Source organism: Metabacillus sp. GQ13, assembly GCF_059758525.1.
Window position 1 is genome coordinate 66,214 of sequence record NZ_JCAXET010000019.1, and the last position, 23,493, is coordinate 89,706.

Sequence of the window (23,493 nt, forward strand, 5' to 3'; positions counted from 1 at the left end):
GATGCTCATCCTACCTTTCCAATTGGAACCTTCTCTTTACTTCTTCAAGACTTTTTAGTAGGACTTCATCTTTCATAATAAAGCTATATCTCTTATCTCTTTTCACATTTCTTGGTATGTTGTCCATAAGGATAGGTCCGAGTGTTTCATAATACCCCTTTTGCACAGTAAGCTCACTTATCAAGGCAAAATAGATATTTTTAACAATAGTCTTCCCTTTTCCAATTACTTTATATTGTCCGATATATTCAATCGTTTCAACTGTTCCACCTGTTTCTTCCATTACCTCTCGTATCGCCGCTTCTTTTGCTGTTTCATCCCCCTCTACCTTACCGCCAGGAAATTCAAATCCCCGGTCTGAATGATTTGTTAATAGCCACTTATCCTTGTGACGACAAACAACCCAAACATGTTTAGGATTTGCTAAAAATGGGTGATTCTCAAAAGATAATTGTACTTCATTGTGATAATAATCGATAAATCGATACATATTATAATCCCTCAATCTTCTTTAACTACTCAAATCTTATCACAATGTTATTCTTCTGTATAAGGTTTATTCCTGCTCATTAATTCTAGACATTACCCCAAACTCTCGAATATGTTGTTTCGCCTCTTCATCACCAAGCTCATAGATCATCCGATAAATTTGTATATTTGTATTATCCACTGCATCATTCTCACGATCGTAATGGTATTGTACATAGGGAGTATGCGCGCGAAAAAAGCCTTTCAAATCAGAGGAATACACTTGATCGAAACTTTCTCGTAACTTTATGACTTCATCGTCTGTTGCTTCAATTTTAAAATCCCATGGGGATGAAGTACTTAGTTGAGAGATCTCTCCATTTGCAATTGATATATAATACGTTTTTTTTGTGTTTTCCATGATGACAGCTCCTTCTAATATCCTTATGTTATTTTTGCCTTTAGTACGGGTTTTATTCTAGTTCACTGAGAAAGGAGTACAGCTGAAATGACTAAAATATCCATAGATGTTACATTAGCAACTAGAACTTTTATATTTTTTAGACTTATAAAGATTGTATAGAATAGTTTTAAGAAAGATTGCAAAACATATTGGTAAAAACGAGCGGAGGTAAACTTAGGGGATGAATCATGAATTCTTTTCACAACCAGATGTTAGTCGATTTCGTGCAAATGATGAGGATGTAAATGCCTATGTATACGGAATAATCCAAAAAACAGATAAACAAGAAATACTATCATGGATTAAACATTTATCTGAACAAGATTTGCATTCGTTAATTATTCCTTTTATTACTGAGAAATACACAGCAGAACTAAGTGAAGAAGAGCTTGAATAGAAAACAGGTGAAAATCAGTTAGATTTTCACCTGTTTTTATAAGGGTCTATTTCTTTAAAAATGATTTTAACATCCAATTATGCTTTTCTAATGCCTGATGAATGGCCAACAACATATCACCGGTTGTCTCATCGCCTACTTCAGCAGCTAGATCCATACCTTCTTTTAATTCATTTACTAGTAAGCTGAAATCATCATGTACACTTTGAACCATTTGTTCTGCTGTTTCTTTTCCCTCCGCCTCTTTAATAGAAGATACTTCAAGGCATTCTTTCATAGTTGCAATCGGCTCACCCTCTAATGCTAATAATCGCTCTGCCAACTCATCTATATGGATCCCTGCTTCATTGTAGAATTCTTCAAATTTAGCGTGTAATGTAAAAAAGTTTTCACCCTTAACAAACCAATGATAATTATGTAGTTTTACATATAACACCGTCCAATTTGCTACTTGCTTATTTACTGTGTTAATTAACTTTTTCGACATCGATATTCCTCCTTTAAAGTATAGTAAATATTTACCCTTAATAGCTTTCTCCAAAACATCCTATTTTATCTGATATTCTTCATGTTAATATAAGAGTAACTAAAAAAACGTCACCGGTTTTACAGAATACAGGAGGAAGTAAAAATGAAAATTATTTTTATCATTTGTATTATTATTGTCATCGTTATCCTATTATTAAGTGTTTTAACAACTAGTAAAGCATATCAATATAAACATACTGTCGATCCTATAAAAAAAATAGATGAAATCCCAAATACAAAGGACAGCACCCCTGAGTCAAAAACAGATCAATAATCAAAAGCAACTTTATCCATAGAGCACTCAATAAAAAAAAGCATGATCCTTTCTCATGCCTTTTCCTGTTTAAACTTAAGCTACTACCAATTATTAATATTCTTCATAAACATAGGGTTCATCAGGCTGTTCGACTTCCTCAATATCTGCTACTTTTACATATGGGAGTGTCCAATCTTGATAATCAATAGTAGAAAGTTCTCCTTTTATTTTTATCCATTGATCGTCTCCATACTGTTTAGCATTTGGCAAGGTAACAAGGGTCCCGTACACCGATGCATCTGCTACACAACATGAAAGCCCAAACCTTGCAATGACAAACTGATTCTCTTCAAAATCATCCTCTCGATAGACAAAACCCATGAGCTCAACTGTTTTACCTACAAATTCCTCTGGGTGTTCATCAAGAATTGAAGTTGTTGCAATATAGTTCTCTTCGGTAAGTGTAATCGATCCACTCTTCAACATGTCACTTTTTAATTGAGCATAAACATCAACAGGGCGTTCCTGAACTTCAAAACCTTCAGGGTGTTCTAGAGGAACATCTGGTGAGTTGGATGATTGTGCTACCTTGTCACCAATTCGTTCGTCTAATTCTTTCATATACGCCTCAGGATCATTTAAATATTCCTCTGCTAATTCTGTTGACTCATTATCCTTAGGAGATGCATCTTCATTGGCTGCCATTGATTTAAATCCACGTTTTTCAATAATAGAACTGTCTAGCACGATATCTGGGAATAAAAACCCTGTAATAACTGGTGTGATAAACATAGCATACATAACAAGTGATTTTAGTGGTGAACGTGTAGTTGAATGATCGATCCCACACTCACATGCAAGTTCAGCTTCAGCTTTTGATCCACTTCGCCAGATTTGCATAATCCCTAGTAGCAAAAAAATGACGATCGCAAAATACATAAACGGCAGCATCCTAGGAGCAATAAAATTTGTCATATTTCCAGTTAAGATTAGCTTTAACATAAGCATGGTAAATCCAATTAAAATAATCCCTCGTATATAGAGGTGAAAACGATATTGACTTGTTTGGTTTTCCACTTTCAACCTCTCCTTCTATAGAAATATCTGTTGATAACCTAAGATTGAAACATATACAACAATTGTAACAACTACGATAAATATCGCCACAAATTTAGATTTAAAAAATGCAAATAACATAATTGTATTTTTTAAATCCACCATTGGTCCATAGACTAAAAATGCTAAGAGTGAGCCTGTTGTAAATGTACTACCAAAGGAAGCCGCTATAAAAGCATCTGCCTCTGAGCATAATGACAATATGTAACCAAATCCCATCATTATTGCTGGCGAAAGGACATCATTTGAGCCGAGATCAGTTAGTAACGTACGATCAAGAAATGTCTGAAAGATACTGGCAATAAAAGCACCTAAAATTAAAAACTTTCCCATTTCAAAAAACTCATCACTTGCATGAAACAGTGTTGATTTTATTTTTCCGATACTCTTCAAGCCTTCTTGCTGTTTCGTGCTACCAACAAGATAATCCTTTGTTAGCTTCAATTGATTACTATTCTTAAAAATGAGGTAAATAATAAAGCCGATAACAATAGATAGAACAAAAGCTAGTCCCATTCTTGCATAGGCAATATGGTGCTGTGACCCAAACGCATATAATGTTGAGGCAAACACTACAGGATTTAAAATAGGGGCACCTACTAAAAAAACGACTCCTAGATGTAATGGCATCCCTTTCTTCATTAAGCGCCGAACAATTGGCACAATTGCACATTCGCATATTGGAAAGATTGCGCCTAGTAACGCTGCTGGTAAAAGAGCAAAGATTGCATTCTTGGGTAACATTCTTCTAATAAAATCTTCTGACACAAAGGTTTGGATCATGGCTGAAACAAATACACCAATTAATATAAAAGGAATTGCTTCAAGTAATATACTTAAGAACATCGTATTCATCGTCAATAATTCTGACGGAATATCGATTGATACATTATGAAAATCCACAAATAAAAACAAGTAAAAAAACAAGCCAATTAACCCTAAAGCAAGGATCTCTTTAACAAAGGGTAAAACAGGTTTATTCATCTCATAAACTCCAATCCTAGTAACTAGTAAGTACTTTAAGTATACGAAACATTTTAACAGATTATGACAAGTTCTATTAGATTCATTAACTCTATACTTCTTCTAGTAAACACCTTTAAAGGTTAAATTCGACAAGATAAAAGATATATTCGTTGAAGTTTACTGTAGACTTAAAGTATACTCTCAATATCGAGTAAGCAAGGGGAGATTTTAAGATGACTAGAAAGATAAACTTACCACCTAAAATAGAACGTCATAAGCTATTTGGCTCTGTTGAACCTGGAATAAAACGTAAACCTACAGAAAAGGAACAAATGCCTGATTTGCAAAATTCTAAAAAGGATTTTCTTTTTAATATAGATGCAGTTGGAATTAGCAATGTTAAGCATCCGATAATAGTAGAATCCGCATTGAATCCTACACAACAAACAACGATTGCCAGTTTTAAAATGACAAGCAAAATCTCTCATGACTCAAAAGGTACAAATATGAGTAGATTTACTGAACAATTAGAACAATACCGCCAAAACGGAGGATTTAGCGTATCTATTAAAAATCTATTTGATTTTACGAAAGAACTAGCTGAGCGTTTAAAACAAAAGGATGCCAGTATTGAGATAACATTTCCATGGTTCTACGAACGCAAGGGTCCAAGTTCCAATTTAATTGGTTTAAACCATGCCGAAGCAACTATTGCTGTATCATATGTAGAAGGTATTGGTTATACTAGCTCAGCTTCGCTAACATGTTCAGTGACAACTCTTTGTCCATGTTCAAAAGAGATAAGTGAATATAGCGCACATAATCAACGTGGTTTTGTGACAATGAATGTTGAATTTACTGAGGATTACCAAGAAAATACTGACTGGAAAGCTAGCTTATTAGATGCAGCAGAATCAAATGCAAGTGCAATGATTCATCCTGTACTCAAGCGTCCTGATGAAAAAATGGTCACAGAAACAGCTTATGAGAATCCACGATTTGTTGAGGATATGGTAAGACTTGTTGCAGCAGATTTATACGAATTAGCATTTGTTAAGGCATTTACCGTAGAATGCAGGAATGAAGAATCCATTCATCTACATGATGCAATTGCTAGTTTAAGCTATCGAAAATAAACGGTCAAATTCCGTCATTTCATTCAGGGAAAAAATCGGTGCTCCCAGGAAGGGACACCGATTTTTTATTAGTTAAGAGCAACAAGCTTCAAAAAAAGGGCTTTATCCAAATACCTTTGCCAATTCTTCTTTATCTTGTTCAAGCCAAAAACGCATTAAACGTTTGGCACCATCTAAATCATGGAGCTTTGCTTGTCCACATTGTTTTTCATTTGCTGCTGGTATTTCTGTTATTTCCACGGCTGCTTTAAGGGTATCATCTAATAGATCAATAATTTCAGTTACTTCTGGATTGCCACTTACCACTAAGTAATAGCCAGTTTGACATCCCATAGGAGAAATATCAATAATATCAAAATGATTATATTTTTCGGCATGCTCACGAATATTAAAAGCTAATAAATGTTCTAATGTGTGAATTGTATCTGGCTTCATCGCTTGTTTATTCGGCTGACAAAAACGAATATCAAACTTATTCACTTCACCGTCGCTTCCAACTTTATGGACTCCACAGTGGCGGACATAAGGTGCTTTTACTGCATTATGATCTAAATCAAAGCTTTCTACTGAAGGCATTCATCCCACTCCTTTTTTAGGTAAATTCTTTTATCATTGTACCATATTAACGGATATACGCAGACAATTAATCCTTAGTGTTTAGCTTTTATATGAAACAAAGTATACTTATGAGACTAACCGTTAGGAGACGATTGATTAATAATGAAACATTTATTTATAGCGATCATTCGCTTTTATCAAAAGTTTATCTCGCCAATAACTCCACCAACATGCCGGTTTTATCCGTCTTGCTCCCATTATGGTCTAGAAGCATATCGACGATTTGGAGTATTTAAAGGCTCGTACTTGACTATGAAAAGGATTTTAAAATGCCATCCCTTTCACCCTGGTGGATTTGATCCAGTTCCTGAAAAAAAAGAAAATGGCTGAGTATTTAACGAAAATAGCACGAGGACAGATTAAACACGTAAAGAACGCTATTACAAGAAACAATAATCTTGTGAAAACAGCCTTCACCTTATATGATTAAGCTATTTTTAAAAGCTTGAGGACAATTCCTCAAGCTTTTATCTAACATATATTCTTTCATTACATTAGTCCTCATACCCATTAATCACCACATCTAATTTACCTGTCGCTGGGTCAATTACTAAGCCATGTACAGGAATTCCCTTTTCTAACAGTGGATGATTTTTAATTGTATTAACACTATCTGTCACACTATCCTCTACCTTTTCAAATCCTTTAAGCCACTGATGTAAATCGATTCCAGAATACTCTAGTGTATCAATTAACTCTTGAGTTATTCCTCTAGCTCTTGCTTTTGCTAGAAATACATCCGCATTTAAACTACTCATTCCACAATCATGGTGCCCTACGACACAAATTTCATCAGCATTCAGTTCATACACTGCGACTAATATACTTCTCATTATACTACCAAATGGGTGTGCAACAATCGCTCCAGCACTTTTTACAATCTTCACGTCACCATTTCGTATATTCATAGCCTGTGGAAGTAACTCAACTAATCTAGTATCCATGCATGATAGGATAACAAGTTTTTTTTCAGGGAATTTTGACGTTTCAAATTCCTCAAATCGTTTGTCAGTAACAAATTTCTCATTATGTACTAATATTTCATCAATAATTTTCATATTTGATCCCTCCATAATTTTTAATTTATCTAAATATAGCATATCTATTGTTTTTTCACTATTTATAAGATAATATATAAAACGTAATGATTACTATTTATGAAGGCGGTGCTATTCAATTTATTTGGCTTTTTACTAAATACCTTAGATTTTTTCTTGAATAATTGACTTATGATTCACTTTAATTATTGAGGGTCACTATAAAAACACAACTAGATCTTTATTTTAGGAATTATTTTTATAAAATAGACAGAGATTAAGCGAAAGAGCAAGATGACAGGCCAAATTTATGAAACAAAGATTAACTATGCAAAATAATAGAAAAAACATGTTCTCAAATCGGAATCATTAAGATATAATAAGTAAGGCTTAATCGTAATCATACTGATTTATTGAAAGGAGATAATAATGAAAAAGCAATCTTTACTTATAAGTATACTCTTTTTATTAACTATATTTCTTGTTGCTTGTAGTGAGGAAAACACTTCACCACAATCAACAAACGTCAAAGAATCCTCTACTAATAAATTGAAAATCTATACAACAATTTTTCCCCTTGAGGATTTCACAAAGAAAATAGGTGGAGATTTAGTTGAAGTTGAAAGCATTTTACCTACTGGAGCTGATGCACATACATATGAACCAACTACGAAAACTATGGTAAATATCGCAGAGTCTGACGGTTTTATCTCTTCTGGCGTTGGCATCGAAAGCTTCACAGAAAAAATTGAACAATCTTTAAAAAAAGAAGATGTCTTGTTTATAAATGCTGGAGAAAATCTTGAACTTGGTCATGATCAACCAGAAGAAAGTCATGTTGATCATGAAGAAGAAGAGGCACATCATAGCGATGAAGATCATGAAACAAATACAGAAGAAGAGGCACATCATGACGACCATGACCATGATCATGGTGACCTTGATCCACATGTATGGCTTGATCCCATTCTTTCTATTACATTAGCTGAAAATATTAAAGATGCTCTTGTCGAATTAAATCCTGAAGGTGAAAAAACGTTTGAAGAAAACTTTCAACAAGTGAAAGATCAGCTTGTAGAGCTAGATAAATCATTTACTGACATAGTTAATCACTCCGATAAAAAGGAACTTCTTGTTTCTCATGCAGCATATGGTTATTGGGAGAATAGATATGGAATTGAACAAATTAGTGTATTAGGTCTATCTCCAACTGAAGAGCCTTCACAAAAAGAATTACAAACAATAATTGAAACGGCAAAAGAACATAATCTTACCTACATCATCTTTGAAACCAATGTTAGCAGTAATGTTACCGACATCGTTCAAGCTGCTATTGGGGCTGAATCACTAACACTTAGCAATTTAGAGACCATCACAGAAGAAGACCAAAAAAACAACGAGGATTATTTTAGTATTATGAAGAAAAATCTTGAAACATTAGAAAAAGCTCTTTCGAATAAATAAAAAAGCATAGGATTCGGTACCGACCCCCGAAAGTTAGATTAATAAATCTAACTTTCGGGGGTCACCACCTTCCCTTTGGCTTTTTTATTTTGTATTTTATTATCCAAATTTCAATTCATTGATAACTACATCAGCATTAAACAAACAACTCTATATTCCCTACCTCACCGTTTAATAACACTTTGTGCCTACAACAATAACCATTAATTTTCAGTATTTACACAAGGCAATTACCCTGAAGATTGTTGTTTTTCGTAATAACCACTTGTATACGTATTTAGCCTTTCTTCTTGCTCTTTCCTTATCATTACTCTGCCAATTTCTTTAAAGAATAGTTTCTACTTTTACAAATATAATCCACAAGTAGTTTTTTCCGATTTCAGAGCAATAAACTTTTAGAAAAGAACCTAAAACAAAAACAAAGGAATTAAATCTAACAAAGCAATGGAATGAGTAAGCTTTTATCAATTATAATGATTTCATACCTACTTATTGTTCAACTTAAAAACTATTATTCTATCACTGATATTCTGATGATACTAGAGAGGAGTATGTGCCCTTATGAAAAAAACAACGATTAAACTTAATTCAGCAGAACAACCTGAGATGGTATTACTTCATTCAATCTATGCAAAAATGGCATTAGACAAAGCAGTTCGTGATTTTCAGAAAGAGCAAATATATAAGAGGATCGACCTTTCATTACAGCAGAAAAATAAGGAAGAATTCTTACGATTAACAGAGGAATTAAAGATTATTTCATAGAACAGTGATCTCAATATATAAATATCATTTCAAGTTAGATGACAATTCCTTTATCTTCTTTGCCATTCATCTATCAAAAATTCGGCAAGAAACATGTAAGATGATACTTCATCTTACATACTTCTGTAAAAGGCATAAATAAACGATTTAACTCATCCTCTGAGTTCCTCTAGTTCTTATGTTCTTATCTAGTTTTTTCAACAAGCTCTTAATTTACATCTTCTTCATTAGCTCTTTATTGTTTTTATCTAATCAATTTTTTTAAGTTATCCACCAAAATTCTAGGTGAAAATAACACTTTTCTAAAAGGGTTGACTCCTAATGGTCGCTTAGACTTGAGTCAGCCTCTTTTTAGTTCCTTTTTTACAGATGTCTCTCTTTTACTTTTATTCGTGCTTACTAGTTTATTCATTCAATCTTGATCATTCTCCTCTAGAAGGAAAAAAGAATAGTATTTAGAAAATAGTGGAGACTATGGTTGATTATGTCGAATAAGGGAAAGAAAGGCGGATCACTATGGATGACTTAGTATTGGCACGTTCACTATTCGGAACAACGATGGGCTTTCACATCATTTTTGCAACCTTAGGTGTTGGACTGCCATTGATGATCTTGTGTGCAGAGGTCCTTTTTCAAAAAACGAAGGATAATGATTATGCAATTATGGCTAAGCGTTGGACAAAGGGACAGGCTGTTTTACTTGGAGTAGCTATTCCAACTGGAACGATAGCAGGTGTACAGCTAGCTTTATTATGGCCTGGTTTTATGGAGGTAATTGGTAAGGTGATGGCATTACCATTTCAGATTGAAATATATGCATTTTTTGTTGAAGCACTGTTCATGTCAATTTATGTATACGCTGCTGATCGGATTTCACCTAAAATGAGAATATTGAGTGTTTCTTTAGTCCTTTTTGGAGCAAGTGCCTCTGCTATCCTCATTACAAATGTTCATGCTTTCGAAGGTACTCCAGCTGGTTTTCGGATTGCTAATGGTGAAATAGTTGATGTTGATCCATGGGCAGCTTTCTTCAATCCAAGTTTTCTTATTTCTGCTGCACATGTTGTTGTATCAGCTTTTATGACTGGTGCATTTATGATTTGTACAATTTCAGCATATCAAATGTTAAAAAACAGAAAAAATGAAAGAGTTCTTAAATTCCATCGAAAAGCTTTACTGCTCAGTCTCGTCATCGGTGGGTTCTTTTCGCTTTTAACCGCACTAAATGGGCATGAATCTGCACAAATGTTGCATGAATATCAGCCAGAAAAGCTTGCTGCTGCAGAAGGTTTATTTGAAACACAAGATCATGCTCCACTAGCAATTGGAGGCTTTACGGACAAAGAAACACAAGAAATGAAATACGCCATTGAAATCCCTTGGGCCCTAAGTTTTTTAGCTGGCAATAGCTTTGAAACGAAAGTTGTAGGTCTAAATGATTTCCCTGAGGAATATTGGCCTCCATTATTTGTTCACACCCTTTTCAATGGCATGGTATTGATCGGAAGCTTTTTAATCTTTTTATCTATAGCTGGTTTTGTTTGGTATAAGTTGCTGAAAAAACGTCATTTCCCTAAGCTTTTTATGTATGCATTTGTCATTGCAGGACCACTTTCCCTGCTGTCGATTGAATTCGGTTGGATTTTCGCATGTACTGGAAGACAACCTTGGGTAATCTATCGCATATTAGCAACAGCGGATGTCGTCACTGGCTCCTCACAAATCGGTATATTGTTTATCCTCTTTACTTTGATCTATGTAATATTAGGTGTAGCTGTACTTCTTGTTTTAAAATATTATTTCAAAAGACATCCTGTTGCAGATGAACTGGATGGTGGAAGTTCTATAAATGATGGTATAAGTGTTTACTAATCCTTAGAAGAGGTGTGCATCAACAATGACAACAGATTCATTACTAGCAATTACTGTATTATGGGGTTTTGTGTTTATTTATGCTGTAATGGCAACAATGGACTTTGGAGCAGGATTTTGGTCTATGATCTATATTAATAAAGAAAAAACGAATGCAACGAATATTGCAAACAGGTACCTATCCCCTACTTGGGAGGTAACGAATGTGTTTATTGTCGCAATTGTGATCGCACTCGTTAGTTTTTTTCCAGGTGCAACCTTTATATTAGGTACAGTTTTACTTTTGCCTGGCAGTTTAATTTTAATTCTACTTGCCTTGAGAAGTGCCTTTTTAGTGTTTTCACATGTAGCTAAGGATCATGAGAAGGCTTTGACCTATGTATCAGGAATAACAGGATTTATCATTCCAGCTCTTTTAATGCTTGTATTGCCGATTACTCATGGTGGTTATATTGATGTTGTAAATGAGGTTCATCAACTCAATTTTCTTGCCTTATTAACAAGTCCAAATACATATGCATTTATTGGTTTTGCCGTTAGTAGTACCTTATTTCTATCTTCGTTATTACTTGCAGATTATTCAAATGTTGCAGATGAATTACATGCTTACCGAATATACCGTCGTGATGCCCTTATTCTTGGTCCGATATCATTGGTAATGGCGATTTTAATTATCATTACCTTAAGATTAGAAGCGTATTGGCTTTATAGCAATATGCTTGATTATTTACCTTTCCTTATGGCATCCGTTGTCTCCTTTTTACTTGCTGGTGCTGCATTATTTCTACCATCAGCAAAACATAAACAAAGGATTGGACGACCAAGATTGGCGGTTATTGCTGTTACATTCCAGTATTTATTGGCAAGCTTTGCATACGGAAGAGCACATTTACCTTATATGATATACCCTGATGTCACGATTGTATCCGGTTTTACACATCCAAATACATTCCGAGCACTATTCGCAACATATATTGTTGGCTTTCTCATTCTATTCCCAGGATTTCTATACTTTTGGAAGTTATTTATGAAAGATAATCGTTATTTAAAGCAATCTTAACGCGCACTTGACTATTGTAGCCACTGATTCTATATCTATTAGAAAAGGTCCAAGTAATTAGCCAAGGGACAAATTTTGAAACCAGGTTTATTTTCCCTATGCAAGTGGTAAAAAACAATTTGCCCAATTTCTTCTCTTCACTTACCCTTGCTTTTAAACCAAATTCTAGAAAGCACTTAGAAATTGAAGAAAATACATAAAAGCTGTTTTCGCAAGATTGTTGTTTTTCGTAATAAGTAAATCATTACGAATTCAGCCTATCTTCGTGCTCTTTTCGTTAATTACTCTGATATCCCACTGAAGATCGGTGATATTAAAAGACTTATTTTGTTTACCAATAATTAGATAAAAAAAGAGCGGAAATTGTTAAACCTCCGCTCAATTTCTATAACCAGTCTCTATTTTCTGTTTTCTTACAGCATCATCGTCTACCAAAGATGTTTTAGATGTATTTATGATAAACTCAGTAAATTGAACCACCTATTTTAGTATTACATTAATAGAATAGATCGTACGTTTACCCACATCTACCCTTATTTTATATTTACCAGCAGACATTGACTTTGTGCTGAGATTGAAGATATATTGATTTTCAGTAGAATCATAGCGGAACTGATTATCTTTTACTGCTGAACTTGTTGATACTCCATTAGCGTCTTCCACATAAATCTTTGCAGTTGCTCCTGTAAGATGGTTACCCACTCCATCCATTAACTGGAACTTAATTGGAAGTGTTCTACCTGCCTTGTAGGTAGTGGATTCATCCGTTTTAACAGGTGCAAGAATCCCACTAGCATCAATAGTTTCGCTGGCTGCTACAATTGGTAAATCCGATTCACCTTCGCTGTTTACAGCAGTTACTTTATAATAAGATGTACCTATAGGTGCATCGCTATCAGTAAACTCTGGTATTATAGAAGTTCCAATCTTTGTATATTCACCATTTGGAGTTGATGAACGATAAATATTGTAGCTTTCTACATCTAATACAGGAATCCAGCTTATATTAATATCAGCACTATTGTTTACAGCTGCCTTAATCCCTGCAGGGACAAGGTTTTTAATTGTTAAATCATATCTACGAGAATCATATCTACTGAAATTGTAGTTTCTAAAGTCTGACATACGTGTTTCACCAGTCATATGTTCCTTTAAGTTACTTGTGCTATTGGAGTAAATATTTACTGCAAGTTCGCCTGTAAGATTATAAACGATAAGCTCATCTCTGGAATCTCCAGCCATGTCTGCTACCATTACTTGCTCTTTTGAATCAGTATGTTCATTAAAGGTAACAATAGGATTAAAGTATCCATCATAAAGCTTCGGTACTATCCCATTTGGATTGTCTGCATCTTTCCCTCTTCTGTATGCAGTAATAAGCGGTGTATAGCTTCCTGTCCAGTTGTCAAGAGGACGTACTATACTTCCCCAATCTCCCATAGCACGCTGTTCGTGGTATAAAGTTTGGCCTCCTGAGGTAAAAAGGAACATTCCATCTTGACCTGGATTGCCTCTGTTAACTCGATCTAGTCCTGCAAACTCTAAGCCAGGAGAGTCTATGCGGTAATTACCTACTAGAATCTGTTGCGGCTCTACTGTATCACCATTTCTAAATAATTGGTTACCATTAACATCGAAGGCAAACGTATCAGAACCACCTAGAATTATTTCATACTCTCCATCACTGTTTATATCTGCTACCCAGTGAGTATCTACATGATCCGGTAAATCTTTTCTCCATAACTCCTTGCCTTCGTGAGAAATTAAGGAATAATTATTAACTAATTCATCTCTTCCATCTCCGTCAAAGTCAAAAGGAAGCAAACTGTGTCCAGTATTTCCTTCATAATGCCATAGTTGGTTAAAATCCTTGTCCATCGCCCAGATGTCTGAATATCTATCCTTCAATAAGATGTCTTGTGGAGTTTTGTTACCTGAGAAGTTGGCGATAAAAATAACATCATGAGCTCTTTGACTTGGAAGTTTGTGCTTTTTCTCAATCTCTCCAGTTTTCCCGTTAAAAATGTAAAGGTACTTTTCTGTATCTTCTCCTAACTTCATAACGGTTAGGACTTCATTTTCACCATCTGCATCAATATCATAAATCTGAACAGGCTCATCAGCTCCGCTGGTTGTAACTCTCGGATCAACTGTTCCTTGCTGCCACAATAAGTTTCCTTCAATATCATATGCTGCTAAATGTCCTACAAAACGGGGATTATAAGCATCTCTGCTTTCATATGCTGGCTGTACCATTAAAATATCATGGCGCCCATCCCCGTTCATATCTCCGATACGCATTCTATTTCCTGTGCCCGCTGCACTTATATCAATCTTACTCACCAGGTTTGGGAATGACCATTCTGGCATGCCTAACACCTCTGCAGATAGATCCCCTTCACCGGAGGCATTTAATGCTGAAACTTTATATAAATAATTGGAATCGCTTTCAATATTAACGTCAACAAAATTTGTAGTTTGTGAGTTACCAATTAATTTATAATCTTTATATCCCAATCTTGTTCGATAAATATTATAACTTTCAGCACCATCTACTTTGTTCCATTCCAAAGAAATAGAGGCTTGAGTAACAGAAGGGATTTCAATACCACTTGGGACTGATAGAGCTGTATGTACTTCAGTATCAGCATATACATTAACAGGTTCTTTTAATGGAATAAATTCAGCCACCATTGATAATGTTAGCACAGTAGCAAGTAAAGTTTTAGATTTTTTAAACATGATTTTCCCCCTGACGAAAAATAGTATTTTACCGAAATATGATGTTTAAATGGTTAACAAGACCAATAAATGATTGAGTGGAAAATGAAACAGGTATAAATCCATGTCTAGAAAGGTAATGATACGACCAGGAACTTATAAAGGATGTCTTAATGGGGACATGTCTGGGTTTTTCTAGGAAGGGCGAACACTTGGGCTGTTTATCCCTTGTCACAAGTAATACACCTTTTGAACCGTGGTACGAATATTGATATTGAGTGTTAACTTCGGGATCAGTTAGTAATTCTGAAGATTGTTCAATCTAAACTGGTTTAGGCGAACAATATCTGAGATGTGGGCTCATTTGAAGAAGATCTGCATTCTGCGGTATACTTAGGTGCTATGATCAATAACAATAATCTACTGCATCAAAATGCTTAAAAAGTTAAGGTATTTAAAAAAATATAAGGAAAGAGTTTGTCCATCACTACACCTCACTTCCAAAGTAGTCCATACCATCGTAACCCTATAGAATATCGGATTACAAGGTACTTTTCTCCTGATTTTTCTATTTTCGGGTAATATCCCCTCCACTTTACAATCCACTAACAATTGCAAATTACGGGTCTGACATGTTCACCTACCCTATATTCCTGAATAAGGGGTTCATATCGCAACACTTCATTAGATATTGCCGATCCTCCACCACTTTCTCCCAACATACCAAATTCAAACTGATTACTACCGCCTTCACTGATGATAATAAATAAAGCTAATCCGAAAAAAGATGGGAGAAGAAGTAGGATACCTGTAAAAATTCATTTTTGAGGATTTTATGAATGGCAATTATTCCAGTAGCTTATGCATATTGCTTCAAAACTCTTGAAGATAAGCTCTTCTTTCCGAAGACATTTTTTTAGCAATAAACTGGGGGAATTGTTCAGGAAACCACTTACAATTGTGCCAAAATGTTTCCAAAAACATCATTTTCGTTGTTTAAGATCCTTCGCCTTTAGTTGTTTTTCATCTACTTTGGGTATGAAAATCGAATGAATTTGACAGACTAATGATGTATCTCATTCTAAGGAGGGTACACAACATGGCACAGGATGTTCTTTGTGAAGTAAATAATTGTCACTATTGGGGACAAGGAAATAAGTGTAAAGCAGATGCGATCTATGTAGTAAGTCATACTGGTGAGCAAGCAGAAAGCAGTAAAGAAACGGATTGCAAAACGTTCGAACCAACTACCTAATTTACATTAGCAACCTTTTATTCGGAACGAGTGGCTGTAACTACTCGTTCCTTTCATAGGTATTATTGATAATGATTATCATATTTATACATTTTCTACATATTTTTTGCTGTTCTTATAGAGACTCACTATCCTAGTCCTTCTTACAAGTCGGTGTTCTCTATTGCTGTAGATGTTCCCGATGTTCTTCTCAAATTGCTTATTTTAGCGAGCTTTCTTTGTACTCTCCTTTTGGCTAATAATCCATGCTTAGGAGAAAGGAAAAAAGTGATTCCAAATAAGACACCAGTAGATGTGGCCATTGCCCCTGCGATCGAAACGTTAAATAAAGTTGCTATATAATAACCACTTAACGCTGATATTACACCTATACTTGCACTTATAAATAACATATATAACAGCTTATCCGTTAACAGATATGCAGTTGTGGCTGGGACAATCAGCATAGCAACAACTAATATCGCACCTACACTATCAAATGAAGCAACTGTTGTAATGGACAGCATTCCCATTTGCAAATAATGAATAAATAAAACAGGAATCCCAATTGCAACAGCCATTTCAGGATCAAATGAGCTTATTTTAAATTCTTTATAAAAGAAGATAATTATCAGTAGATTGACAATCAATACTAATGACAACATCCATACCGCTTTAGGTCCTAACTCCATTCCATTCCACTGAACAGTATCCCAAGGAATAAAGGTAATTTCCCCCATTAAAGCATGATCAACATCCAGGTGAATATCTCCCGCGAAAACAGATAATAGAATAACACCAACTGCAAAAAGTGATGTAAACACCACCCCTATTGCAGCATCTGATTGAACACCATTACTATTTAGTACTTGAACAAGTAGCGCTGTTAAAAGACCTACTACCACCGCTCCAATTAATAATGCTGGACCATCTAGGCTTCGACTAAGAAGATAACCACCTACAATACCTAACAAAACTGTATGGGAAATAGCATCAGCGAGCATAGCCAATCTTCTTAGTACTAAAAAACAGCCAATCATCGCACAGGTAATCCCAACTAGTGAACCAGTTATCATAATCCATGCATCATAGGTCATTTATCATCCCGCTCCTTTCATTGTTGTTGGAAGATTTCGGAACCAACTTTGGTGTTCGGTCATGAATATCTAATAGTGATAATAAATGATTCTTTGCATCCACGGTTAAATCACTAAACTGTAAATCATCCCTTGTTTTGAGCTCTAAATAAGCAAATTCCATTTCATACATCAAATACATTTCATATAAACGTTGCTGTAATACTAATTTATACGCTGTCTCAATTCCTTTATCTGTAAGCAACCATTTGTTCCCTTTGGTTTTTACGATTACCTTCTCCTTATTCAATACTTCATTAGCATAATGTAATAGCCTAGTTGATACTTTACGCTTCAGAAGAAGCTCCCTTTCAGTTGCACCACTAGTTACTCCAGCCTCTTCAAGATCATAAAAACTCAAAAGAACTTGATTAACAGCAGTTTTCTTTCTCAACTTAAGTTGTTTCGTCATCTTCACAAGTAAACCTTTCTTCGGTGCAAAGGTTAGAGATATAAGGAACATACAAGTGGCTGCAACAATTATTAATGGACCAGTTGCCATCCCTTTTGTGACTGTACTTAGCAAGGTACCTATAACACCAGAAGCACCGCCAAATAACCCTGAAATAATAATCATATAGCTAAGTTTATCTGACCAATATCTAGCACTAATTGCAGGAGTAATTAACATGGCAGCCATTAGAACTACACCTACTGTTTGAAGACCTATTACTACTGAACATACGATGAGTAAAAGTAAAACCCCATTAAAGAATTTGGCAGGTATGCCAAGACCTTTTGCAAAATGGTGATCAAACGATAGTAATTTAAACTCTTTGTAAAAAACAGTTGTCATAACAATCAAAATAACGGATATAATCGCAATTAATCTTACATCTGCTGCAACCATCGAGGCAGCTTGCCCAAAAATGAAATCATCTAATCCACTTTGATTTCCAGCACCATTATGTTGAATATACGTTAGCAGGACTATACCAAAACCAAAGAATACGGATATGATAATCCCCAGAGCAGAGTCTTCTTTAATCCGAGAATGATTGATAATCACTTGTATGATAAAGGAAGAAATTAACCCTGCTATTGCAGCCCCTATTAGAAACCAGATTAACGATTTTGAACCATACAAAAGAAAGGCGACACATACTCCTGGTAAAGCAGAATGGGCCATGGCATCACCAATTAAGCTTTGTTTTCGTAATAAGGTGAAACTTCCAACTACACCACTCGCCATACCAAGGAGCATGGTTCCGAGCAATACCCACTGTGTATTAGGATTTTGCAATTGTAATAAGATCTGTTCTAGCAATGAATTTCACCTCTGTTTTGAACTATATGAGCAGTCTCTGTCTACTATCTAACCGTTATAAACTAAATGTATCCTGTTATTTCCTTCTGAACGAAAGATATTTTAGATTTATTGTGGGAGTGTATCCTCAATCAATATAGCTTTATTCTGTAAAAAGGTAAGCTTACCACCATATGTCTTTTGAAGATTTTCAATTGTAAAGGTTGTGTCAGTTGGACCAAAGGCAATCTTTCTCATATTTAATAGAAGGACCCAATCAAAATACTCTTTTACTGTTTGGAGGTCATGATGTACTACCATAACTGTTTTACCTTGATTCTTTAATTCATTAAGTAACGAGATAATCGCTTTCTCAGTTGCAGCATCAACACCGACAAATGGTTCATCCATAAAATAAATGTCAGCATCTTGTGCTAGAGCTCTTGCAAGGAAAACACGTTGCTGCTGTCCTCCAGAGAGCTCACTAATTTGACGATTCCCATACTCTAGCATCCCAACCTTTTTTAGGCATTCCTTCGCAATTTCAATATCCTGTTTTTTTGGCCGTTTAAACCAGCCGATATGTCCGTACCTACCCATCAACACAACATCCATTGCATCGGTCGGAAAATCCCAATCAACCGAACCACGTTGGGGAACATATCCTACTCGCTTTCTTTGTTTTTTATAAGATTCTCCATAAAAGGTAACCTCGCCAGTTGCTATTGGGATTAAACCTAATACCCCTTTAATTAATGTTGATTTACCAGCTCCATTAGGACCAATGATGCCAATCAATTTACCCTCTGGAATAGTAAAATTAACCTCCTGTAGAACAGGCTTCATATGATAGGCAATCGTTAAATTTTTCACTTGAACTGGATACAAAACAAAACACCTACCTTTAATTTTTCTCCGTCTATTTTAAAGATGACACAATCGTATCAACATTGTGTTTAAACATCCCGATAAATGTTCCCTGGTCTGTATCTGCTTCACCCATAGCATCTGAGTAAAGTTCTCCGCCAATTACAACTTGATGATTTTGTTTCTTAGCACCTTCGACTACCGCTGTTATCGACTTTTCTGAAATACTACTTTCTACAAAAACTGCTTTTATATTCCTCTCAGTTAATGTATCAACAAGCTCTTGAACGTCTTTTAATCCATATTCCGAATCTGTACTTAGCCCTTGTAAACCCATTACTTCAAGTCCATAAGCATGACCAAAATAGTTAAAAGCATCATGAGCAGTAACAAGTACTCGACTATTTTCAGGAATTGATTCAATTTGTTCTCTTGCATACAGATCTAAATCTACTAACTTCTCTTTATAGGTTTTTGCATTCTCTTTAAAAATCTCCTCATTTTCTGGAGAAAGCTTTGAAAGTTCTTGTTCAACTACATCGGTTACATAAATCCAGGCTTGAATATCGAACCAAACATGAGGATCATGGGCATCGGAATCATTTGCATTTAACAATTTATTCGCAGGAATCGAATTAGCTACCGCTACAGTTGGTTTACCTTTTGACATCTTTTCGAAAACCTCTCCCATTTTCCCCTCTAAGTGAAGTCCATTATAATAAATGATATCTGCTTTATTTAGTTTTTGAATATCACCTTGTGACGCTTTGTATAGATGAGGATCAATTCCAGGACCCATTAATGACATGACGTCTACTTGATCAGCACCGATATTCTTTACTAAATCAGCAATTTGCCCAGTTGTTGTTGTTACTTGAATTACATCACTAGAATCTCCCTTTATTTCATTACTCCCACATGCAGTTAAAGATATGACACCAACTATTGATAGAATTGTAATGAACCATTTTTTCATTTTGTATCTCCTCCAAATCATCTTCAAAGATATTCCCATTAGGTACTCTTTGTTTTAAATGATGACCATTTTGTTTTTTAGTGTATGTGCCAATATTTTAGCTTGTGACAGTTTTTATTTACAAGACTAAAAATGTTTCCTTAATGCAATAATAATGCGCTCGACCATTTATGTCAACAATCACTTATCGACAAATTCAAACGCTTCTTCGTTTATATGTACAGTTATCACAAAGCTACCTTAGAAAAACATCCGATTTTCGCAAAAAAAAATCCAGCCGTAATCGACTGGAAATGAGCAGAGAGAGAAACTAATTATTATTTTATGAAAGGTATCCTTTCAAATGAAGTATAGTTTATACACTATCTTTAGGCTACTTGATACTATTGAATTTTGATCAGGAAAGTTCAACTATTTCCAATTAAAAATGAAGTTCAATTTATATATAATTTGGATTTTTAATCACGGTCACTGAATCTCGATACTTTCTAATAACATCCATATTGACATGGAAACCTAAGCCTACTTCGCTTGGTACGGTTATCTTTCCATTGACTGCAATTATTTCAGGATAAACAAGATCTTCTTCCCAGTATCTAGTTGAAGAAGAAATATCCCCGGGAATTGAAAAATTATCCAATGATGCTAATGCTATGTTATGAGCACGAGAAATTCCAGTTTCAAGCATCCCGCCACACCAAACTGGTATCTGATTGTTTTTACAGAGATTATGAATGTTTATTGCTTCCGTTAAACCACCAACACGACCCGGTTTAATATTTATGATCTTACAACTACCAAGTTCTATCGCTTTACGGGCATCCTCACTTGTTACAATGCTTTCATCTAAGCAAATAGCTGTTGAGAGCTTTTCCTGAAGCTTTGCATGATCAATGATGTCATCAGCAGCTAAGGGCTGTTCAATCATCATGAGATTATATTTATCCAATTCAATTAATCGATCAAGATCTTGAAGTGTGTAGGAAGAATTAGCATCTGCCATTAATGGTAAATTTGGAAACTCCCCCCTAATAACTTCAAGTAACTGAATATCTTGAAATGGCGAAATTTTTACTTTAAATCGTTTGTATCCTTGTTTTAAATATTCGCTTATTTGGTCTATCATTTTTGGAACTGAACCTATACCGATTACAACACCACTTTCAATTTCAGTCCTAACACCACCTAGAATAGATGAAAGTGACCTCCCTTGATTTTTGGCAAATAAATCCCAGATAGCTCCTTCTAATGAAGCCTTAGCCATATAATTGCGTTTTACTTTTTTGAAAATACTTTGAAGTTGGTCTGGATGATTAATCGTTTCATTCATTACTAATGGAATTAAGATATCGTTTAAAAGATGAAAACAAGTAGTAATTGTTTCTTCTGTATACCATGGTGTTGAAAAAGCAACAACTTCTCCCCATCCACTATTTCCTTCAATGTCTGTAACCTCCACTAAAATACTATCTCGATCTGTAACATGACCTATGCTAGAGTTAAACGGGACTTTTAATGTTTGATTGATATGATGCAATGTTACTGTTTTTATTTTTATCATTGCTTCCTTCCTTACCTATTGTTCTTTTAATTTTCTTCGTAGTAGCTTATTGGACGCATTTCTTGGAAGCATATCAACACTCGTATACTCTTTTGGTACTTTGTAGATTGCTAAACGTTGTTTACAGTATTCAACTAGCTCATTTTTATTGATACTTCTATCCCGCAAAACGACAAATGCATGCGGAATCTGGCCCCATCTTTCATCATCTACACCAACAACACCTACATCCAGGACATTAGGATGGGTAAGCAAAACAGCTTCTATTTCAGCTGGGTAAACATTTTCACCCCCAGATATAATGAGGTCTGATCGACGATCCAATACAAATAAAAAGCCTTCGCTATCTTTGTAGCCCTGATCACCGGTGTGAAGCCAACCATCTTGAAGAGATTCTTGTGTTGCATCCTCCCTCTTCCAATAACCATTTGTTATGTTGGGACCTTTTGCAAGAATTTCTCCTTCTTCATTTGGTAGACATTCTTTTCCGTTCTTTACGATTTTAATTTGACATGAAAATAGAGGTTTTCCTGCCGACCCTAACTTTGTCATGCTATATTCAGGTGACAAAGTCACAATTTGTGAAGCAGTTTCAGTCATTCCGTATGTTTGATAAACAGGAATATTTCGTGCTTGGCATTCTTCAAGTAAGTTTTTCGGAATAGGTCCACCGCCTGCTAACATACATCGAAATGAATCAGGATATTGTTGAGTATCAAGATTTTCAACCATTTGTTGCAGCATTGTTGTCACAACGGACACAATTGTCACCTTATCTTTGATAATTGCACTATTCATACGTTCTGCATCAAAATGTTCATGTAAAACAATTGAAATTCCATAGATAACACTACGCATGACGATCGAAAGCCCACTAATATGAAATAATGGAACAGCCAATAACCAACGGTCACTAGGAAGTAATCCCAAATTCAGAGCAGACCCTACTGAACTGGACCAGTGATTACCAAAGGTTTGCATAACGCCCTTTGGTCTACCTGTCGTCCCGGAGGTATACATAATTGTTGCCAATTGATTATGTGAAAATTCCTCATCAATTCCTTCAGCGAATTGATTGTCCACAGATAAAGAATCTCCAATGACCACAATTTGTATTTTATCCTTAAGTGTATGTACCTTATCTTTTAGTTCAATATGACAGATAATATGGACTGCCTCGACATCAACTAGTTGCCATACCAGCTCTTCGGTAGTCAAACGGGTATTTAACAAAACAGAAACTGCCCCAATTGAGATAACAGCATGGATGGTTTCGATCATTTCAACACTATTCTTCATTAATATTCCGACATGCTGACCACTTTGTACGCCGCTCCGTTTTAAGATAGATGCACGGTTTTGTACTCTTCTATATAGTTCATTAAAAGTTATGTTTTCGTCCTGTGATTTTATGGCAAGCCGATCCGGTGTAAGCTCTGCGCGTTGCTTTAACCAGTTTGGCATGAATGTATCCACTTATTACACCACCATTTATTCGTTATATTGGTTATTTAGGCTCTTTCTACAAGTTTGTTGCTATAATCCTAAAAAAACAGTCCTTTTTGATAAATTGAAACTATTTTAATAGAACATGTCTAAGTCATTA

The 23,493-nt window shown here is 35.2% G+C and carries 23 protein-coding genes; 9 read left to right on the forward strand and 14 right to left on the reverse strand.

Going from position 1 to position 23,493, the window contains the following annotated elements; translation table 11 throughout:
• Positions 1-10: 10 nt before the first annotated feature.
• Positions 11-490, reverse strand: coding sequence for an RNA deprotection pyrophosphohydrolase (gene ytkD / locus AC6CHR_RS20545; protein WP_498250912.1), 480 nt, complete (start codon positions 488-490; stop codon positions 11-13).
• A gap of 66 nt (positions 491-556) precedes the next feature.
• On the reverse strand, positions 557-889 hold the full coding sequence (locus tag AC6CHR_RS20550; protein WP_498250913.1) for a hydrolase: 333 nt from the start codon (positions 887-889) through the stop codon (positions 557-559).
• A 223-nt stretch (positions 890-1,112) separates the two neighbouring features.
• On the opposite strand from AC6CHR_RS20550, the gene AC6CHR_RS20555 reads away from it, so the two are divergent.
• Entirely contained in the window at positions 1,113-1,328 is a 216-nt protein-coding gene (locus AC6CHR_RS20555) for a hypothetical protein (RefSeq protein WP_498250914.1), read from the forward strand.
• 46 nt (positions 1,329-1,374) lie between these two features.
• On the opposite strand, the gene AC6CHR_RS20560 is transcribed toward AC6CHR_RS20555, so the two are convergent.
• Positions 1,375-1,815 carry a Dps family protein gene (locus AC6CHR_RS20560; RefSeq protein ID WP_498250915.1) on the reverse strand — a complete coding sequence of 147 codons (441 nt, stop codon included), beginning with the start codon at positions 1,813-1,815 and terminating at the stop codon, positions 1,375-1,377.
• A 144-nt stretch (positions 1,816-1,959) separates the two neighbouring features.
• Here AC6CHR_RS20560 and ytzI point away from each other — a divergent pair, with 144 nt between their 5' ends.
• Positions 1,960-2,130: a YtzI protein gene (ytzI, locus tag AC6CHR_RS20565; RefSeq protein WP_498250916.1), complete on the forward strand. Its 171-nt coding sequence runs from the start codon at positions 1,960-1,962 to the stop codon at positions 2,128-2,130.
• A gap of 93 nt (positions 2,131-2,223) precedes the next feature.
• On the opposite strand, the gene AC6CHR_RS20570 is transcribed toward ytzI, so the two are convergent.
• Entirely contained in the window at positions 2,224-3,189 is a 966-nt protein-coding gene (locus AC6CHR_RS20570; RefSeq protein ID WP_498250917.1) for a TIGR03943 family putative permease subunit, read from the reverse strand.
• Between the two features lie 15 nt (positions 3,190-3,204).
• Positions 3,205-4,212, reverse strand: coding sequence for a permease (locus tag AC6CHR_RS20575; protein ID WP_498250918.1), 1,008 nt, complete (start codon positions 4,210-4,212; stop codon positions 3,205-3,207).
• 215 nt (positions 4,213-4,427) lie between these two features.
• Here AC6CHR_RS20575 and folE2 point away from each other — a divergent pair, with 215 nt between their 5' ends.
• A complete protein-coding gene (gene folE2, locus AC6CHR_RS20580) occupies positions 4,428-5,330 on the forward strand; it encodes a GTP cyclohydrolase FolE2 (protein WP_498250919.1) in 903 nt (300 codons plus the stop codon).
• 102 nt (positions 5,331-5,432) lie between these two features.
• On the opposite strand, the gene AC6CHR_RS20585 is transcribed toward folE2, so the two are convergent.
• On the reverse strand, positions 5,433-5,906 hold the full coding sequence (locus tag AC6CHR_RS20585) for an S-ribosylhomocysteine lyase (RefSeq protein WP_498250920.1): 474 nt from the start codon (positions 5,904-5,906) through the stop codon (positions 5,433-5,435).
• Positions 5,907-6,050: 144 nt separating this feature from the next.
• Here AC6CHR_RS20585 and yidD point away from each other — a divergent pair, with 144 nt between their 5' ends.
• On the forward strand, positions 6,051-6,278 hold the full coding sequence (gene yidD, locus AC6CHR_RS20590; RefSeq protein WP_498250921.1) for a membrane protein insertion efficiency factor YidD: 228 nt from the start codon (positions 6,051-6,053) through the stop codon (positions 6,276-6,278).
• Positions 6,279-6,442: 164 nt separating this feature from the next.
• Here yidD and AC6CHR_RS20595 read toward each other — a convergent pair whose 3' ends face one another.
• The gene (locus tag AC6CHR_RS20595; RefSeq protein ID WP_498250922.1) at positions 6,443-7,006 is read right to left on the reverse strand and encodes a beta-class carbonic anhydrase; all 564 of its coding nucleotides are present in this window, start codon (positions 7,004-7,006) and stop codon (positions 6,443-6,445) included.
• Positions 7,007-7,414: 408 nt separating this feature from the next.
• Here AC6CHR_RS20595 and AC6CHR_RS20600 point away from each other — a divergent pair, with 408 nt between their 5' ends.
• From AC6CHR_RS20600 to AC6CHR_RS20615, 4 genes are all read left to right on the forward strand, one after another.
• Positions 7,415-8,449 (forward strand): metal ABC transporter solute-binding protein, Zn/Mn family, encoded by a 1,035-nt coding sequence (locus tag AC6CHR_RS20600; RefSeq protein ID WP_498250923.1) that lies wholly within the window; start codon positions 7,415-7,417, stop codon positions 8,447-8,449.
• Between the two features lie 561 nt (positions 8,450-9,010).
• Positions 9,011-9,214, forward strand: a complete 204-nt coding sequence (locus AC6CHR_RS20605) for an IDEAL domain-containing protein (RefSeq protein WP_498250924.1) — start codon at positions 9,011-9,013, stop codon at positions 9,212-9,214.
• A gap of 516 nt (positions 9,215-9,730) precedes the next feature.
• Positions 9,731-11,086, forward strand: coding sequence for a cytochrome ubiquinol oxidase subunit I (locus tag AC6CHR_RS20610; protein WP_498250925.1), 1,356 nt, complete (start codon positions 9,731-9,733; stop codon positions 11,084-11,086).
• A 25-nt stretch (positions 11,087-11,111) separates the two neighbouring features.
• Positions 11,112-12,146, forward strand: a complete 1,035-nt coding sequence (locus AC6CHR_RS20615) for a cytochrome d ubiquinol oxidase subunit II (RefSeq protein WP_498250926.1) — start codon at positions 11,112-11,114, stop codon at positions 12,144-12,146.
• Positions 12,147-12,626: 480 nt separating this feature from the next.
• On the opposite strand, the gene AC6CHR_RS20620 is transcribed toward AC6CHR_RS20615, so the two are convergent.
• Positions 12,627-14,888 carry a PxKF domain-containing protein gene (locus AC6CHR_RS20620; protein ID WP_498250927.1) on the reverse strand — a complete coding sequence of 754 codons (2,262 nt, stop codon included), beginning with the start codon at positions 14,886-14,888 and terminating at the stop codon, positions 12,627-12,629.
• Between the two features lie 1,078 nt (positions 14,889-15,966).
• Here AC6CHR_RS20620 and AC6CHR_RS20625 point away from each other — a divergent pair.
• Entirely contained in the window at positions 15,967-16,122 is a 156-nt protein-coding gene (locus AC6CHR_RS20625; protein WP_498250928.1) for a DUF1540 domain-containing protein, read from the forward strand.
• Between the two features lie 143 nt (positions 16,123-16,265).
• Here AC6CHR_RS20625 and AC6CHR_RS20630 read toward each other — a convergent pair whose 3' ends face one another.
• The 6 genes from AC6CHR_RS20630 to AC6CHR_RS20655 all read right to left on the reverse strand — a co-directional run bounded on the left by AC6CHR_RS20630 (position 16,266) and on the right by AC6CHR_RS20655 (position 23,351).
• Complete coding sequence (locus AC6CHR_RS20630; RefSeq protein ID WP_498250929.1) at positions 16,266-17,198, reverse strand: metal ABC transporter permease; 933 nt, start codon at positions 17,196-17,198, stop codon at positions 16,266-16,268.
• Positions 17,188-18,504: a metal ABC transporter permease gene (locus AC6CHR_RS20635; protein WP_498250930.1), complete on the reverse strand. Its 1,317-nt coding sequence runs from the start codon at positions 18,502-18,504 to the stop codon at positions 17,188-17,190. Before AC6CHR_RS20635 ends, AC6CHR_RS20630 begins: the two co-directional genes overlap by 11 nt.
• Before the next feature lie 108 nt (positions 18,505-18,612).
• The gene (locus AC6CHR_RS20640) at positions 18,613-19,329 is read right to left on the reverse strand and encodes a metal ABC transporter ATP-binding protein (RefSeq protein ID WP_498250949.1); all 717 of its coding nucleotides are present in this window, start codon (positions 19,327-19,329) and stop codon (positions 18,613-18,615) included.
• A gap of 73 nt (positions 19,330-19,402) precedes the next feature.
• On the reverse strand, positions 19,403-20,326 hold the full coding sequence (locus tag AC6CHR_RS20645; protein WP_498250931.1) for a metal ABC transporter solute-binding protein, Zn/Mn family: 924 nt from the start codon (positions 20,324-20,326) through the stop codon (positions 19,403-19,405).
• A gap of 439 nt (positions 20,327-20,765) precedes the next feature.
• Positions 20,766-21,887: an o-succinylbenzoate synthase gene (menC, locus tag AC6CHR_RS20650; protein ID WP_498250932.1), complete on the reverse strand. Its 1,122-nt coding sequence runs from the start codon at positions 21,885-21,887 to the stop codon at positions 20,766-20,768.
• A gap of 15 nt (positions 21,888-21,902) precedes the next feature.
• Entirely contained in the window at positions 21,903-23,351 is a 1,449-nt protein-coding gene (locus AC6CHR_RS20655; RefSeq protein WP_498250950.1) for an o-succinylbenzoate--CoA ligase, read from the reverse strand.
• Positions 23,352-23,493 lie beyond the last annotated feature (142 nt).